The sequence below is a fragment of the Escherichia albertii genome, from assembly GCF_028622335.1.
GTDB lineage: Bacteria > Pseudomonadota > Gammaproteobacteria > Enterobacterales > Enterobacteriaceae > Escherichia > Escherichia albertii.
Genome location: NZ_CP117568.1, coordinates 3,608,133 through 3,621,587, shown reverse-complemented (window position 1 = coordinate 3,621,587; position 13,455 = coordinate 3,608,133). Strand labels below are relative to the sequence as shown.

Genomic DNA, 13,455 nt, shown 5'->3' with positions numbered 1-13,455 from the left:
AGCAGATAATTGATGACCCTTCTCGCTGAGCAAATTTATAAGAAACATATAACATTCGTCAAACACATATCAATTCCCCAGTCTGGATAAAGATAACGAACCTTATTACGCTATGCAATCATGTTGTTCTGTATCTTTAGAACATCTTAAAATTGTTGACAAAATTAGCCGCAACCTCTCGAATGTAATTTCAACAATTATTACAGTTCCTCCTGATACAAACTTAAGCACATATTTTTACAGAATATATAATTCTACTTGAAGTAATAAGCATGTGACTCATATATTTCAGGTAAAAAAGAGTTATACATGAAGTCCTCTAACTCAAAAGGAGGTTCATAGTCACCTTGTGAATTATATCGTTCACTTTGCGGTGCTATTGTTTCCAAAGTGAAATCTCTTTCCTTATCCCCTTTCCAGTGATAATCAATCCATATTTCTTCACTCGTAATTGCACATAAATCTGGACCTCCAATATAAGGATCGATTACCAGCCGCTTTCCTGAGTCATCTTTAATAGTTAAATAAACATGATACTGTCCTGACCATCTTTCGTTCTCCTCATCTATAGGATGACGAGATAGATTACCATTAAGTGATTTTATTACTCTAACTTCCAGCTTATCTTTGCAAGCCATCCACAATACATTGTTACGTTTTATTACGCTTATGACCTCCTGTATCTTCGCATCACAAAAGCTGTACTTTCTGGCAGCCTCTTCAATTTGACATTTCATTTCCATCAGATTTTTAATTACATTACCTTGCTCCGTTGGAAAAGATGTAGGGGGGCAATTGTTGATTGTCAGCATATATTACTCCTGAAGTTTATAAAAAATTACCGCACTAATTTTCTATTAGTAATATTGAAAATGTGTTTATTTGACAAAAATTTTAACAGAAAGCAAGTCCAGGTTGTCAATACGGGGAGTAACAGTTATTTCAGTTGTGTATGAATATACAGGCTAAAATATTATATAGATTAATATTAATCTTCCACAGGCACTAAGGAAGGTGACCTGATGAAAATGCTATGAACTGACAGCAGCGAAATGGCCCCATCATTAAACAGAAGAAATAGCTGAAGCGCTGAGTGAGTAATATGAATCGGTGTAGCTATCACCCCTACGCCAGCTTTCTGTTCATAAATCGTTACCTGTCTCACTTCCTCCTGAGGCGAGAGCCATCCAACGGGAAGATGATGACTTTTTTGCAGCCCCCATTTCAGCAAGCTGTGCAAAACCTTGTCCCAGTCCAGAAAGCAACTCTTTTGATTTGGTATCAGTGCCAATATGTTCTACTTTGACAATGAGTGATTCCAACTCATTGATTTCTGCCTGAAGCGCATTTGAATCTACAGCCTTGCACTCTGTATCTAAAGCTACTGATTCAGCATCTTCAAGATCGTCATCCATTATGATCTGTTGGATGATGTCCATATCATCTTCAGCGATGCCTTCTAGCTTTAACCTTTCTAAACGATTCTTAAGGATCTGCAAGTTATTCAATACGGCTTTCGTACTTGAGGAAAGTAGCTTTCTGAGAATAAGCCCCGTCAGATGCCGGTGTCGTTTTGGTAAGGCATAACTACCCTCACGTTCAAGCAATTTTTGTACGCGTTCATAAAGCTCCTGCTCCTGTTCGCTCGGATAGAAAGGAATAGTGATAAGTATACTCACAAGCCTGTTGATGTGGGTTGAGTCAAGTTGGTTTCAGTTGAGGGGAAAAGCTGGAAAAGCCTTGTGTAGCGCGGATTTCAGGCATAAAAAAAGACCTCAATTGAGGTCTATTTACATACTTTTGGTGCGAAGGCCGCACCGCGATTTTCGACGTAACCAACTGAAATAATTGAAATTTAAAAATAAGAGAACCGACGCATATACTCACATGTATACTCAACGCAATTCTCTGAGATCTTAGCTAGCTCAAAAATTACTCTTCATCATCTTCCACAGGTTCTAACGCGTCAAGCGCGACCCGCACCATAGCGATAGAACCAATACGAATAAAAGCATCTTCTCCATCTTCGTCGGTTATCATAAAACGATCCGTGGTTTCAGGCTCGCAATCCAGCGTGTCAAAAAAAGCATTCAACTGGCCGATATCACCCGTCTCTTCGTTTTGCGGCGCATCAGGCTCAATACTCAGTGGAATCACTGGTCCGCCGTTTACCAGCGTGATATGGACATTAAAATAATCGTCTTCGTAGGCATCATCCTCTTCGTCAACGATTGGCCGCAGACCATCAGAAAGAAACTGATGAAATACCACTTCACGCATATTTAACGCATAACGATACCCGGAAGAATCAAAAACGAAGAAGCGTTCTATATTTGGGGTGTTTTTTTCCTGAAAATAATAATAAAACCTCCGCTTATCCGCTGCTGAAATGGGCAACAGCAAATAGTCCCGCTGCCCCTGTAGCCAAAGTTTTACGGTCCAGAGACCGCTATCCATTTCAATGCCGCTTGTGGCTATAGCCTCAAGATCTTCATCAGTTTTACGACGCTTTTTGCGGAAGTTGTTTATCAACCGATCGCTTTCCGGGAACACTACGTTTAGAGGCTTATCCAGAGCATTGCATATTGCCTGTGCGAGACCCAGCTTTGCAGCAACCTTCCCGGTTTCGATACGCTGAATTTGTTGCTGGCTGGTGCCGACCATAAACGCCAGCTCGCGCTGGGTGATAGATAGCTGGGTACGGAGCTGTTTGATGTTGTTCTGTAACATGGCATCCATCCTTCAGAAGGAGTAGAAAGTGCCATTAAAACACAAAATTGAGTATAAACACATAATCGTGTTTACACTCACTAATCAACACCCTTGAACGAAAAGAAAATCTCTTCATCGTTCTTCTCTGGTATGCCAGAGATCGACTATATAAATGTCATTGTCACGAAGTTCGTAGTGAACCTCATAGTCATCAAATAACACTTTTCGGACTTCCCGAGGTTCATACCGAGTCTGCTGTACGCCAATAGCCGGATGCGCTGTAAGACCAGCACAGCCAGTAATCAGGCGATCCAAAACGTCATCGGCGTGCTGGCGGCTGTACTGAAGGGCAAAACGGTAGATACGTTCCAGGTCATCCTGAGCTTTAAGCGTCCAGTAAATTTCCATTTATCAGGATTTCTTTAAGCGATTAGCAAAATCCACCATGTCCGAGTGGCTCACCACGCGACCGGCATCCACATCCGCAAGACCGGCCTGGATGCTCTGGTGACGCCGTTCTCTTTCGGCCAGCATACTGGTCAACGCTTCCTTAATAATCCAGCTTTTAGAACGATCTAACTCAATTGCCAGATTCTCAACAGCAGCGGCCAATTCAATAGGTATCTGCGCGCTGATGGTTTGTTTAGTAAGCGAACCCATAGGGATTACCTCGTTTAATAACATTTAATAACTCCTATTAATATTAGCATAGAGGTGCTTATAAAAACATCAATCTCATTTCGCAGGCAACATCCCCGGAAAGTGCTTCGCCACGATATCATTCATCTTCTCCACCAGATCCAGGCGTTTGAAAGTGATATGCCCACTGCCCTTCTGAAAGTAGCGAATAGTGAACAACTCATCTTCGAAAATCTGCTGATGCGGATTATCGCGCACAAAATCCATAAACCGGATGGAGACATCATGCCGGTTATCGGGAATGGTCTTCCCATCCAGCAGGTAGAACATCCGTTCCAGCATCGGCAAGCTGATCTCGCCGCCAGCCCCAGTTCAGGCTGTAGCCCCATCTGTCATGCTTCACCAGATTGTTAACGATAATCTTCTTACCGAAATAACAGGGATTATTGGTTTTGTAGTCCCAGCTCAATCCCTTAAATACATTGATAATCCCACGTTCGAAAACGTCCTGCTTATTGTGGTGGAGTTGTTCAAAGGTACTCAGGATGTTGGCTTCGCTAATCGCCGGGAGATCGCCCTCCTCCAGGTTCTTTGCCCACTGACTGCGGGCTTCGGCATCCATCAGAGTCAACATCCCGGACTTCAGCATGAGATCGCGCCAGATGCTGCGATCGATATTGCGGGTGATCACCGGCATCGCTTTGTCGGTTGGCTGCATCAGCCAGCAATCAAAGGCATATCCATTCCGCATTGCCCAGGTTCCAGCCACATCACCGCCAATACTGGATGTCAGGCTGGAGATATCATCAAGTTTTTGGATTAACGTCGTTATCTGGTTCAGTGCACTATCACGCCCCGTCACAATACGCTCAATACTGGTCGAGCATATTAGTTCGTTATGATCGGTTAAGACTTCAGCTTCTGTTTGCATAATCTTTTGTCCGTATTAAAGCAAATGCGCCAGCCATGAACTGTAGGCGCATTATGCAGGGAGATATGAGGGAAGTAATTTTGGCGATGTAAATCGGGAAGACGGCTCGCAGATTCACCGTGTCGCCGTGTTATGGCAGCGGCGCAGCAGACCTGTAGCCTGCCGCGCCCGTAAAATATCGACCGCACGAAGATAAGGCGTCTGTTCCTGCCAGCTAAATCCTTTCCTGTCGATACGGATCAATTGGTACTTCTCCACCAAAAAATTGATGGCATCAACCAAAGTGATTCCGGCATCTATGTGTTCCTGAATCACCTTTTCATTGTTGAATGGTGTGTCATTAAGATTCAGCCCGTAGTGCTGCTCCAGCAGGCGGGCCAGTAATGTTTGCCAGACCACGACAGGCGACAGATATGACGTCGTCGCCCGCAGCGTCGTTGCAGGTATAATTTTCATAACAATGTTCCGTATTAAGGAGGTTAAAACTCAGCGTTGAATGGGATAAATAGCGATATAGACGTAACCACAGGAACCCAGCGTATCGGCTTCGCAGGTCAGCCCTTTGGCGTGTAGCGTGACGGTACGTTGTTGGCAGGGGGAGAGTTCACCGTCAGCCAGTTTCAGCTCCCGTTGTTTCATCAGCACCGGGAAAGCCTGGTCGATATGCAGCAGATCCGGGGAGCTGAATTTCCCGGTGATTGCGGCCCGATCAGCCAGGTAATTCAGGTTATGTCTTTCCTGTACCAGTCGTGCAGTGAAGCGTGGTGTAACGGTACAGGGAAGCCCCCATTCTTGTTGCATGACCTTGTCCTTTTGCAGCATTACAGCCAGCCCTGTTCGGCAAAAGAGAAGACATCACCCGCCCCAATAATGAAATGATCCAGCACCCTCACATTCACCAAATCCAGTGTCTTAACAATATTCGTTGTAATAAGTCTGTCGGCCCGACTGGGTTCCGTCACGCCGGAGGGATGGTTATGCGCAAGGATCACTGCTGCGGCATTGTGCCGTAGCGCAGATTTCACAATCTCACGGGGATGTACTTCTGTGCTGTTAATCGTGCCGAGAAATAGCGTTTCGTGTTCCAGCAGTCGGTTCTGGTTATCGAGGTAGAGCACAACAAACATTTCCCGCTCCTGTCGTGCCAGATGCAGTTGCAGCCAGGTTTTTGTGGCGTCAGAGGAAAGAAAAGATTCGCCAGGATTGCGTTGATATTTCTCCAGCAGACGCATCGCACGGCGAATAACACGTTGTTCACTCACCGAAAATACCGGTGTTAGCATCAGTTCAGACATCGTATTTCCTTTACTATTAATAGCGTTGTTTATGAGGCCAGTTGCAACATGTTTTCAGCCATCACCCACAGGGCGCGGTTGAGCCTGACATCGCCGTCGATGCCTTTAATGGCGCGGGTGTGCGTACGACCACCTTTTGCCGTGCGCCCGTTTAAACCACCTTTGATCAGGTTCTCCTGAATACGCTGGTAGGTCGTCCACAAATCGCCGGATTCATCCTGCCAGCGGCGGGGAGCCAGCAACTGGGATTCCGTCACCGGCTGGTACTCTTCGCCAAAGCGATAAGTCAGCGCCGCCTTTGCCAGCGCCTGTTGCGCAGGGGCAGGCTGCATCAGAGACTGCATGGCATCGCGTTTCTCTTCAACCTGGTCAAAAACACTGAGGACTTCATAAGCGCCTTCAATCACTTTCTCCACCACATTGCCTTTATGCGGTACCCGTACTTCACCAAACGACTCGCCGCAGACCAGTCCGTTACAACAAACAGAACGGAACAGCCCTGGCAGCATCTGATAAGAACTGGAACCATCATGGCTGTTGAGCAGAATAATTTCCGGCACCTGGTTGCGATTGATCTGGTCTTCCCGGCGAAGACGCAGCATGTGTTTTGTATGCTCACGTTTACCCACATCACGAACGCGGGTCTGGCAGGCAAAGAAAGGTTGAAATCCTTCACGCTGGAGGTTATTGAGCAGGGTAATGGTGGGAATATAGGTATAGCGTTCGCTGCGTGATTCGTGCTTATTTTCCCCGAATACGCTGGGGACATACTGCATCAGTTCGTCATGCGTTAATGGGCGATCGCGACGGATTTGATTTACGCGACCAAAGCGGCTGGCTAATTTCATGGTAAATTCCTTAATAAAGAATATAAAAAAACAGACCGCATCTTCTGAAAAATTGCGGCTAATTTAATGCGTGATTAAGACGGATGGTAGTATGGACAGGATAAAATAATAGGTGCGTGCAGATATTAAATTACATTCCGGCAGTGCATATATGAGCGTGATATAGTGATGAAATAATACATATCTGAATTCTCCCGGTAACTATCACCGGGAGAATTTAAGTTTGAAATGACACCTCAACCACGGGATAATCTTGTTTCTATTCCCTGAACCCTTTCGTCTATTAGTCTTTCAATAACGGATATTTTATCTGACTTGTAAAATTTAACCAGAAAATCCAGACGTTCTTTATGCGTATCACTGATAGACTCCCGTTCCCGTTTTTCAGAAAGTTTACGTCTGAAGCTTTTTTGGTAAAACGCTTTATTTATTTTCTTTACCGCTTTCTGCTGTATGTCATCATCCGCTGACCATAAATCCAGCATGGCATAAATGGCGTGATAGGTTTCTACGCTATTCAGTGGTTCCGGGATCTGAACGGGGTCTAAACGGTTTCCTGTATTACCGCCGTGCTCTTTCTGGAATTTATTAATGTAATTATAAGCCCAGGTACAGACTTCGCTATTATCCTCAGTAAGCCAGCGTAATTTTATTTTCTGATGTTCACTTTTCCTCCAGAATACAAGCCTCTCATATAGCCACTGTCTCATCAACGGTGCCTGATTAGTCTCAATATTGATATAGTCCAGTAATGCAACGATGATTGAGTGTCTTTCGTTATGGCTTGCAGGAGAATCTGTTATTCCGGCTTTCTGATACCAGTTAATGTTTAAATTTGTGCCCAGCTTTTCGTTAATTGACTCCATACAGCGGTAATCAAGACACATCACGCCCCATAGCCAGAACGTCGCTCTTTCATTTTCTTTTAACCAACTAAAATATTTCTCCGGCAAAAGCGTCGTATTTATCGCCAGCTCCAGTGAGCGAATAAAATTACTCCGCTGAATGGGGTCGGGATACCCGGCCTCGAGGGCTGTATTAATAATTCGTTCTGAAAGAGATGTATCTGGATTGTTCCCGTCAAACGCAAATTGATTTGCCCCCTGAATGTTTTTCCTGATGTAACAGAAAAGGAACCTGCTGGTTCGGATGTCCTTCACTGCTATTGATGAGCGTACATTAACGACCATTGTTCTACCTCGTCATCCTTATTAAATCAGTCGAAATCAATAGCGTAATTATGACGTATTTTCGAAGTAAAACCGTAGCAACAAATCAATAAAAGTGGAAAATACGTAGTAATATCGTGTTATTCCATAGTAATAAAGCACCATCAACGTAGTTTTTTATTTATCACCATACTCACAAATTCCGCCTGTAGAAAACGGCTGGATAGTCTTAAATTTTTTCCACTTGTAGCCCTGCTAACTTCACGGATTAAACCTCCCATGACAACGAGTTGACGTCAGAAAGACTCATTCATAAACACCAATTCATAGCCTGGGTCAATGTATTGGTCATAACTTAAGAGTGAAATTCTTTATCTTCAGGAACAGATAACTAACTACAAACACCTGTAAATACCGGGCTTCCACTCTTTTTATCACCCTTTTTTATGAATCAACCTTGCCGGTATTAATATTATGTTTATCACTCATTCATTAGATTCAGCATATAAAGGGATAACACCAGAGACTGGGAAAAGTAATCCAGATCGGCATAGTTCAGTGAAAAGTTACTACAGCACTTATGGATATGTAACCAACCACAAGGAACTTAACATGAAATTAAATGAACGATATGGCAAGCCTGATGCACACTATATGAAACGTCTGGAAGAGATTACTCGCTATGCGATGGATGATTACGCCAGAATACTGGCTTTCAGAGTAGATTTATTACTGCCAGTAGATAATAGCCATAATGGGTATGATTCAGCGGTTATTACGCGTTTTATAGCCTCACTGAAAGCACAGATAGCCGCATATTTACAACGGCGCAGGAGAGACGGTAAACGTGTTTACCCCTGTAAGCTGCGATATGCATGGGTAAGAGAATTTGGCGAACTGAATGGCAACAAGCATTATCACATGCTGTTGCTGGTTAATCGGGAAGTATTCAGGAACACCATGCTGAATACGGAGAATTCAGCGCAACCTCGCGGATTGCTGGTGGGAATGGTGGCGCGAGCATGGGCTGTGGCACTTAGACGTACCGGAGATATGGCAAATAAAGTCCCCTTTCATTTACCGGGCGTCTCTTATGAACTGGATCGCAGAAATGGCACAAATACGGACTTTTTCCGCAGCTACATATACCACATCAGTTATCTGGCGAAGGAGTACACCAAAAACCACGATGATGGTGAACGTAACTTTGGTTGTAGTCAGGGATAAGTAATTTATTACCGGAGAAGTGATTGTAATGGCGGAGTATGCAACATCATCTTAAATCAATTGGTTAGTGTTGCTGCTCCTGTCTTTTATCAACGTAAAGACAGAAGGACAATCGTCATGAACAATCAACTGAATACCGATACTGACCTGATGAATGACAAACTGGTGACGATGGCATTTATTACCACGTTTACTGGCCTGACCGACAAATGGTTTTATAAACTGATTAGTGAAGGCAAGTTTCCAAAGCCTGTCAAACTGGGGCGTAGTTCCCGCTGGCGGGAAAGCTGAAGTTAAACGCTGGCTGACAGAACGTATTGAAGAATCCCGCCATTAACGCCCCAGAGTCCCTCTCCACGCGTTTTATCCGTAAATATTAACCAACTACTCACTATGTCAGTGAAACGCCTGACAGGGCTGCTGCTGCCTGTTATCGGGTAAGGAATCAATGATGAAAAAAATAAAGACTGTTAAATCAGCAGGATTAGCCACGCGCTGGATCTGTACGCAGTGCCATCGACAATATTGCGGAACAAAGTCTTGCCCGTTCTGCCGTAGCGCAGTTAATAGCGTTGCTGCTGGTTAAAGTAGAGATATATGCCCGGCTATTGTTTACCGGGCATCTTTACCTATAATTAATACCTTAACTATTAATTAAGGATTCAGTGTCCAGTCGCCCTGATTTGTTTTAACAATGACTTCCACCACATCACAGCGTTGTGAATTGATAGTAAAGCTGTAACTCACTGTACGTCCATAAGGTAACTTAAACGCTTTACTCGGATTACCCACACTGCCAGAACACTGATCGCGATTAACAATAACCCGATTAATAACCAAATTATCTGTAACACTGATAATATTAACCGTTCTATATACCGTTTTCATTGTGCTGTATTGTGATACTCGCTGACCAATACTTATTTTAACCGGAGATGTTTTGGGGATTGCCTGTGGCTCAGGTTCAGCAACGGGTTGAGATGGTGCTTGTGCCTTATTAATTCCTGCAATTCCCTGTTTAGTCAGATTAACGCTGGCTTTAACTGTTCCCGGTTCACAACTGAGATTAGATGTTTCATTCCCCATCGTATTCATTGTACTGAAATAAGCATTTGGAACGCCATCATACTCTTCATATACGACAGCAACAGCACCATCGATATCCTCATCAGTACCACGAAGGGTAAATGAGGCTGTACCTACATTCGGGTTGGATGTAATAGTCTGTTGTGCGCTACCGGAAGGAATATCCAGTTTAATAACTGAGCCACCTTCATCGGGATCGCCCTTCGCCCCTAAAAATTCAATATAAACAGTGCTGCTGTTATGACTGACCGTCATTTGGTCGCCGTTATCCAGCGTACATTTCAGGTCATAATTTTCATTTGCATAAACAGGGGCTGTAGCAAATAGCGAAACTAATAATAAGTATGAAGATAGTTTTTTCACATTCGTCGTCCGTTGGTTAATTAAAAAGGTCGTCCCGGAGAGCGCTCGCCCACTCAATAGATTTATCCTTACACCTGCGAGCAATCCCTTAAGCGCGTCAGGTAGCGGTGAAACGTCAGTCACCTGACGAAGGCCAGATTTTTTGTGATCTTTTCAGGAAGGTTGAAGGGAGTAAAATTGTTAATACCGATCGAAATTGCGGAATTGATCTGTTATATCTATTGATATTGACGATGAATAGACAAATATTCATTCATGAAATCTATTGTTATGTGGCAATTGATCGACGGCACGGATCAATCAGTGAGGGAGAGACAAACAAAATAGAGATGTAACGATTACATGATCAAGAAGGATAAACAATAAATATCAATGTAATCAATCAAATGTGTGTTCGCAGTTCCGACATTCATACCGATCAAACAGTACGCCATCCACAGCTGAACCTGTAACAGCTCCGGCCGTTGTCCCTGCGACAAACCGCCCCAGCAATGCACCAATAACCGCGCCTGTCGTTGTTCCCACCACTGGCACAGCAGAGCCAATCGCAGCCCCCATTCCAGCACCACTGAGAGCACCAGCCACGCCCCCGGCAATACTTCCTGTTTTCCTGCCTATATGACGTTCACTTACGCGGTCAGAACCACATTGCGGGCATATCGTAGTCATTTTATAATTCTCCTGATTTCAGTTTGTTAAAAAGCAAAAAACTTCAAACGTTGCTTTGTAGAGAGTAGATAACCAACCCCATTGAACTTAAAGGTTTTTTCTAGCATTTGTATGCACTACATGCCGGCAAGAGCCAACGAGGTCGTCGCCCTTATGCCACTGCTCCGGCGTTATGTAGCCGATACCGCAGTGACGATGTCCTGCGTTATACCACCGAATAAAAATCTCTGAAGGCTGATAACACCAGATGATCTTATATCTCTGGTCTAGTTGTGATAGACACTTGTAGGTAGCAGACAACAATTCTAAATTTACTCAGCGGATCAGAGGCATTTAGACTGCACCAATTGGAAAACTTTTGTATAATGCACTGTTCTAAAAACAAGAGATTGATATGATATATCTTTGCGAAAAATTAATGGGGTGTCTGAAGTGGATAAATTAAGGGAACTAGTTAGTCGTGCATCTAAGCTTTATAATCGAAATCTTGATCACCTTCCAGCAACATTAGAATTAATTGAACATTCAATGTTCCTTTTAAAGGAGAATGCAAAATATGATTATTTCGGCCCATTTAAAGGAAAAGAAGAAATAGGATACTATGCCTTCTTTGGCAATAATGAGATTTCTAGACCCATCCGAGATGATTTATATATCAGAGACATAAATAATTATAAGAAATCAAGCAATAATGTGCTTATAGATTTAAAAAACATTAACACTAACTGGGACTCAGATAAATCAAATTTAGCAAATAAAGTTATATATACTTCAATTATGTCAATAGCTTGTGCTTTCGATTTGTGGAAGAAAGGTAGCAGAAAAACACCAGGCACAGTTTTTGAAATTTATATCGCGGCTCTCTTGAAAGTAATGCTCCCTAATGAAATTTTCTCAAAACATATTCCACTGATTGATCAGATAAACTCTGATGAAGAACTTACAGATCCAGCAAGTGTTTCCACCGATATAGTAATTAAAAGTGGCACAAATGTGAACCGAGGAGTTGTTATCCCATTGAAAATAACAACAAGGGAAAGAATCGTTCAACCATTTGCCCAGCAACGAATCTTAGATTCATATTTCGGCAATGGTATTTTTAATTCTTTCTTAGCATGTATTAGTGAAACACAGCAAGATAAAACCCATCGAAAAGTAAATCATATATGTGTACCTGGAACTATACGACTGTATCAAAAATACCTTTCAAATGTTGCTGGAATGTATTATTGCGATATACCTGAAAGATATTTACAAGCTGATTTGACCGATATTATACCGGTCAAATCAATGGGTGAATTTTTGTTAGATATAAATAATTTTTTTATGAGAACAGCTCAATTTGCTCCTCATCAGAGTTCTCAATAGGGCTTTGATAACTACTGTTTTCAGTGCTCTGATTATTAAGACATTTAATAATTGCTGTTCCTGCAGCTTTAGCTACTGGAGGCGGAACAGCATTCCCAATTTGCAATCTTATAGCATCCCTCTTACCGTAAAACCGGTAGTCGATGGGGAATCCTTGCAACATAGCCCCCTCTCTAAGAGTTATGGCTCTATTTTGAGATGGATGCCCATATCTACCTCTAGTGAAACTATCAAATCCTGCGGTAATTGTTGGACATTGTTTATCCCACTCAAGCCGCCCGTATACATCAGGCCATCCCCCAGAGTTGGTATCGACATTTTGATGACATTTTAGCCTCAAATGATGTGGAATATCTTTCCATCCACCGCCTGGAGGAACATGAGAAAACCTTTCTTCATTAAGTTTTGTTATTTTACACTTAATATGATTAGGTATCTCACTATGCTCAGTATAATCTTCAGGAGGTGGAGGAAGATTGCCAATAACATCTTTAATAGTAAGCACGCTGTCTGTTCTTTCGAGCTTTGGATAGTCACTATTCTCAGATTTATCTATTCCGATCATAATAAAACGCCCTCTTTTCTGGGCAACACCAAAATCTGAGGAACAAATAAAAAAGGTAAATATATTATATCTAAATAACCTTTCTTTTATCTCATCAATTAAGTCCCGACCTCTTTTCTGTCCAAAAATCTCGACATTTTCAAACAAAAAAGCTCTTGGATTTAATTCATTCACCAGCCTAGAATATTCAAGGACTAACTTATTTCTTTCATCATTTAATAGATGAGCACCTTTTCTTTGTTTAGAAAATCCCTGACATGGAGGTCCGCCACTAAAAAGGTCTAACCTAGAAGTTATCCCAGCTTTTTCTAAGAGAAACTTACCGCTAATAGTAGAGGCATCTAATTGAAGGCAATGTTCTCCAAGATTATTATTATACGTTTTTACAGCATCCTCATTGATATCAAATGCTAATTTGATATCAAAACCGGCCTGCTTAAGCCCAAGGGACATTCCTCCCGCGCCACAGAACCCCTCAATACATGTAAGTTTTTGAACACTATCACGATCACTCATATAAACTCACTTAACGATCACTAATCTTTCTATTATAATGTTATTTATCAAGCAAAACCATAAAAAT

General features: G+C 42.6%; 16 protein-coding genes and 2 pseudogenes. 4 read left to right on the top strand and 14 right to left on the bottom strand.

What is annotated here, in order from left to right; translation table 11 throughout:
• Positions 1-254: 254 nt before the first annotated feature.
• The 11 genes and pseudogenes from PS053_RS17610 to PS053_RS17560 all read right to left on the bottom strand — a co-directional run bounded on the left by PS053_RS17610 (position 255) and on the right by PS053_RS17560 (position 7,615).
• The gene (locus tag PS053_RS17610) at positions 255-812 is read right to left on the bottom strand and encodes a hypothetical protein (protein WP_256878720.1); all 558 of its coding nucleotides are present in this window, start codon (positions 810-812) and stop codon (positions 255-257) included.
• Between the two features lie 330 nt (positions 813-1,142).
• Positions 1,143-1,679 (bottom strand): hypothetical protein, encoded by a 537-nt coding sequence (locus PS053_RS17605; RefSeq protein ID WP_059221727.1) that lies wholly within the window; start codon positions 1,677-1,679, stop codon positions 1,143-1,145.
• A 253-nt stretch (positions 1,680-1,932) separates the two neighbouring features.
• Positions 1,933-2,730 carry a helix-turn-helix transcriptional regulator gene (locus PS053_RS17600; RefSeq protein ID WP_256878721.1) on the bottom strand — a complete coding sequence of 266 codons (798 nt, stop codon included), beginning with the start codon at positions 2,728-2,730 and terminating at the stop codon, positions 1,933-1,935.
• Between the two features lie 114 nt (positions 2,731-2,844).
• Positions 2,845-3,120, bottom strand: a complete 276-nt coding sequence (locus PS053_RS17595) for a type II toxin-antitoxin system RelE/ParE family toxin (protein ID WP_001683517.1) — start codon at positions 3,118-3,120, stop codon at positions 2,845-2,847.
• Between the two features lie 3 nt (positions 3,121-3,123).
• Entirely contained in the window at positions 3,124-3,372 is a 249-nt protein-coding gene (locus PS053_RS17590) for a CopG family ribbon-helix-helix protein (protein WP_000535212.1), read from the bottom strand.
• A 75-nt stretch (positions 3,373-3,447) separates the two neighbouring features.
• Positions 3,448-4,282: pseudogene (locus PS053_RS17585) on the bottom strand (DUF4942 domain-containing protein).
• Between the two features lie 114 nt (positions 4,283-4,396).
• Positions 4,397-4,738 carry a TA system toxin CbtA family protein gene (locus PS053_RS17580; protein ID WP_130222476.1) on the bottom strand — a complete coding sequence of 114 codons (342 nt, stop codon included), beginning with the start codon at positions 4,736-4,738 and terminating at the stop codon, positions 4,397-4,399.
• A 30-nt stretch (positions 4,739-4,768) separates the two neighbouring features.
• A complete protein-coding gene (locus tag PS053_RS17575) occupies positions 4,769-5,104 on the bottom strand; it encodes a type IV toxin-antitoxin system YeeU family antitoxin (protein WP_130222474.1) in 336 nt (111 codons plus the stop codon).
• Complete coding sequence (gene radC / locus PS053_RS17570) at positions 5,104-5,577, bottom strand: RadC family protein (protein WP_256878723.1); 474 nt, start codon at positions 5,575-5,577, stop codon at positions 5,104-5,106. Before radC ends, PS053_RS17575 begins: the two co-directional genes overlap by 1 nt.
• Before the next feature lie 29 nt (positions 5,578-5,606).
• On the bottom strand, positions 5,607-6,425 hold the full coding sequence (locus PS053_RS17565; protein ID WP_256878724.1) for a DUF932 domain-containing protein: 819 nt from the start codon (positions 6,423-6,425) through the stop codon (positions 5,607-5,609).
• Between the two features lie 236 nt (positions 6,426-6,661).
• Positions 6,662-7,615, bottom strand: coding sequence for a hypothetical protein (locus PS053_RS17560; protein ID WP_256878725.1), 954 nt, complete (start codon positions 7,613-7,615; stop codon positions 6,662-6,664).
• Positions 7,616-8,206: 591 nt separating this feature from the next.
• On the opposite strand from PS053_RS17560, the gene PS053_RS17555 reads away from it, so the two are divergent.
• The 3 genes and pseudogenes from PS053_RS17555 to PS053_RS23235 all read left to right on the top strand — a co-directional run bounded on the left by PS053_RS17555 (position 8,207) and on the right by PS053_RS23235 (position 9,407).
• Positions 8,207-8,821: an inovirus Gp2 family protein gene (locus tag PS053_RS17555; protein ID WP_256878726.1), complete on the top strand. Its 615-nt coding sequence runs from the start codon at positions 8,207-8,209 to the stop codon at positions 8,819-8,821.
• 117 nt (positions 8,822-8,938) lie between these two features.
• Positions 8,939-9,158, top strand: a pseudogene (locus PS053_RS17550) (helix-turn-helix transcriptional regulator).
• A 111-nt stretch (positions 9,159-9,269) separates the two neighbouring features.
• Positions 9,270-9,407 (top strand): putative zinc ribbon protein, encoded by a 138-nt coding sequence (locus PS053_RS23235; RefSeq protein ID WP_439709143.1) that lies wholly within the window; start codon positions 9,270-9,272, stop codon positions 9,405-9,407.
• 68 nt (positions 9,408-9,475) lie between these two features.
• Here the strand turns inward: PS053_RS23235 and PS053_RS17545 are convergent, their stop codons facing one another.
• Together PS053_RS17545 and PS053_RS17540 are read right to left on the bottom strand one after the other, a co-directional pair.
• Positions 9,476-10,270 (bottom strand): hypothetical protein, encoded by a 795-nt coding sequence (locus PS053_RS17545; protein ID WP_233929136.1) that lies wholly within the window; start codon positions 10,268-10,270, stop codon positions 9,476-9,478.
• Positions 10,271-10,648: 378 nt separating this feature from the next.
• Positions 10,649-10,939: a complement resistance protein TraT gene (locus PS053_RS17540; protein WP_256878727.1), complete on the bottom strand. Its 291-nt coding sequence runs from the start codon at positions 10,937-10,939 to the stop codon at positions 10,649-10,651.
• Between the two features lie 432 nt (positions 10,940-11,371).
• Between PS053_RS17540 and PS053_RS17535 the strand changes: the two genes are divergently transcribed.
• The gene (locus tag PS053_RS17535; RefSeq protein ID WP_256878728.1) at positions 11,372-12,307 is read left to right on the top strand and encodes a type II site-specific deoxyribonuclease; all 936 of its coding nucleotides are present in this window, start codon (positions 11,372-11,374) and stop codon (positions 12,305-12,307) included.
• Here the strand turns inward: PS053_RS17535 and PS053_RS17530 are convergent.
• The gene (locus PS053_RS17530) at positions 12,264-13,388 is read right to left on the bottom strand and encodes a DNA cytosine methyltransferase (RefSeq protein ID WP_059217852.1); all 1,125 of its coding nucleotides are present in this window, start codon (positions 13,386-13,388) and stop codon (positions 12,264-12,266) included. The two genes, PS053_RS17535 and PS053_RS17530, sit on opposite strands and share 44 nt — an antisense overlap.
• Between the last annotated feature and the right edge of the window lie 67 nt (positions 13,389-13,455).

Bases quoted from the DNA above. Each gene is read 5' to 3' on its own strand.
- PS053_RS17610 (WP_256878720.1), bottom strand. From the start codon at position 812: ATGCTGACAATCAACAATTGCCCCCCTACATCTTTTCCAACGGAGCAA.
- PS053_RS17600 (WP_256878721.1), bottom strand. From the start codon at position 2,730: ATGTTACAGAACAACATCAAACAGCTCCGTACCCAGCTATCTATCACC.
- PS053_RS17595 (WP_001683517.1), bottom strand. From the start codon at position 3,120: ATGGAAATTTACTGGACGCTTAAAGCTCAGGATGACCTGGAACGTATC.
- PS053_RS17590 (WP_000535212.1), bottom strand. From the start codon at position 3,372: ATGGGTTCGCTTACTAAACAAACCATCAGCGCGCAGATACCTATTGAA.
- PS053_RS17580 (WP_130222476.1), bottom strand. From the start codon at position 4,738: ATGAAAATTATACCTGCAACGACGCTGCGGGCGACGACGTCATATCTG.
- PS053_RS17575 (WP_130222474.1), bottom strand. From the start codon at position 5,104: ATGCTGCAAAAGGACAAGGTCATGCAACAAGAATGGGGGCTTCCCTGT.
- radC (WP_256878723.1), bottom strand. From the start codon at position 5,577: ATGTCTGAACTGATGCTAACACCGGTATTTTCGGTGAGTGAACAACGT.
- PS053_RS17565 (WP_256878724.1), bottom strand. From the start codon at position 6,425: ATGAAATTAGCCAGCCGCTTTGGTCGCGTAAATCAAATCCGTCGCGAT.
- PS053_RS17560 (WP_256878725.1), bottom strand. From the start codon at position 7,615: ATGGTCGTTAATGTACGCTCATCAATAGCAGTGAAGGACATCCGAACC.
- PS053_RS17555 (WP_256878726.1), top strand. From the start codon at position 8,207: ATGAAATTAAATGAACGATATGGCAAGCCTGATGCACACTATATGAAA.
- PS053_RS23235 (WP_439709143.1), top strand. From the start codon at position 9,270: ATGATGAAAAAAATAAAGACTGTTAAATCAGCAGGATTAGCCACGCGC.
- PS053_RS17540 (WP_256878727.1), bottom strand. From the start codon at position 10,939: ATGACTACGATATGCCCGCAATGTGGTTCTGACCGCGTAAGTGAACGT.
- PS053_RS17530 (WP_059217852.1), bottom strand. From the start codon at position 13,388: ATGAGTGATCGTGATAGTGTTCAAAAACTTACATGTATTGAGGGGTTC.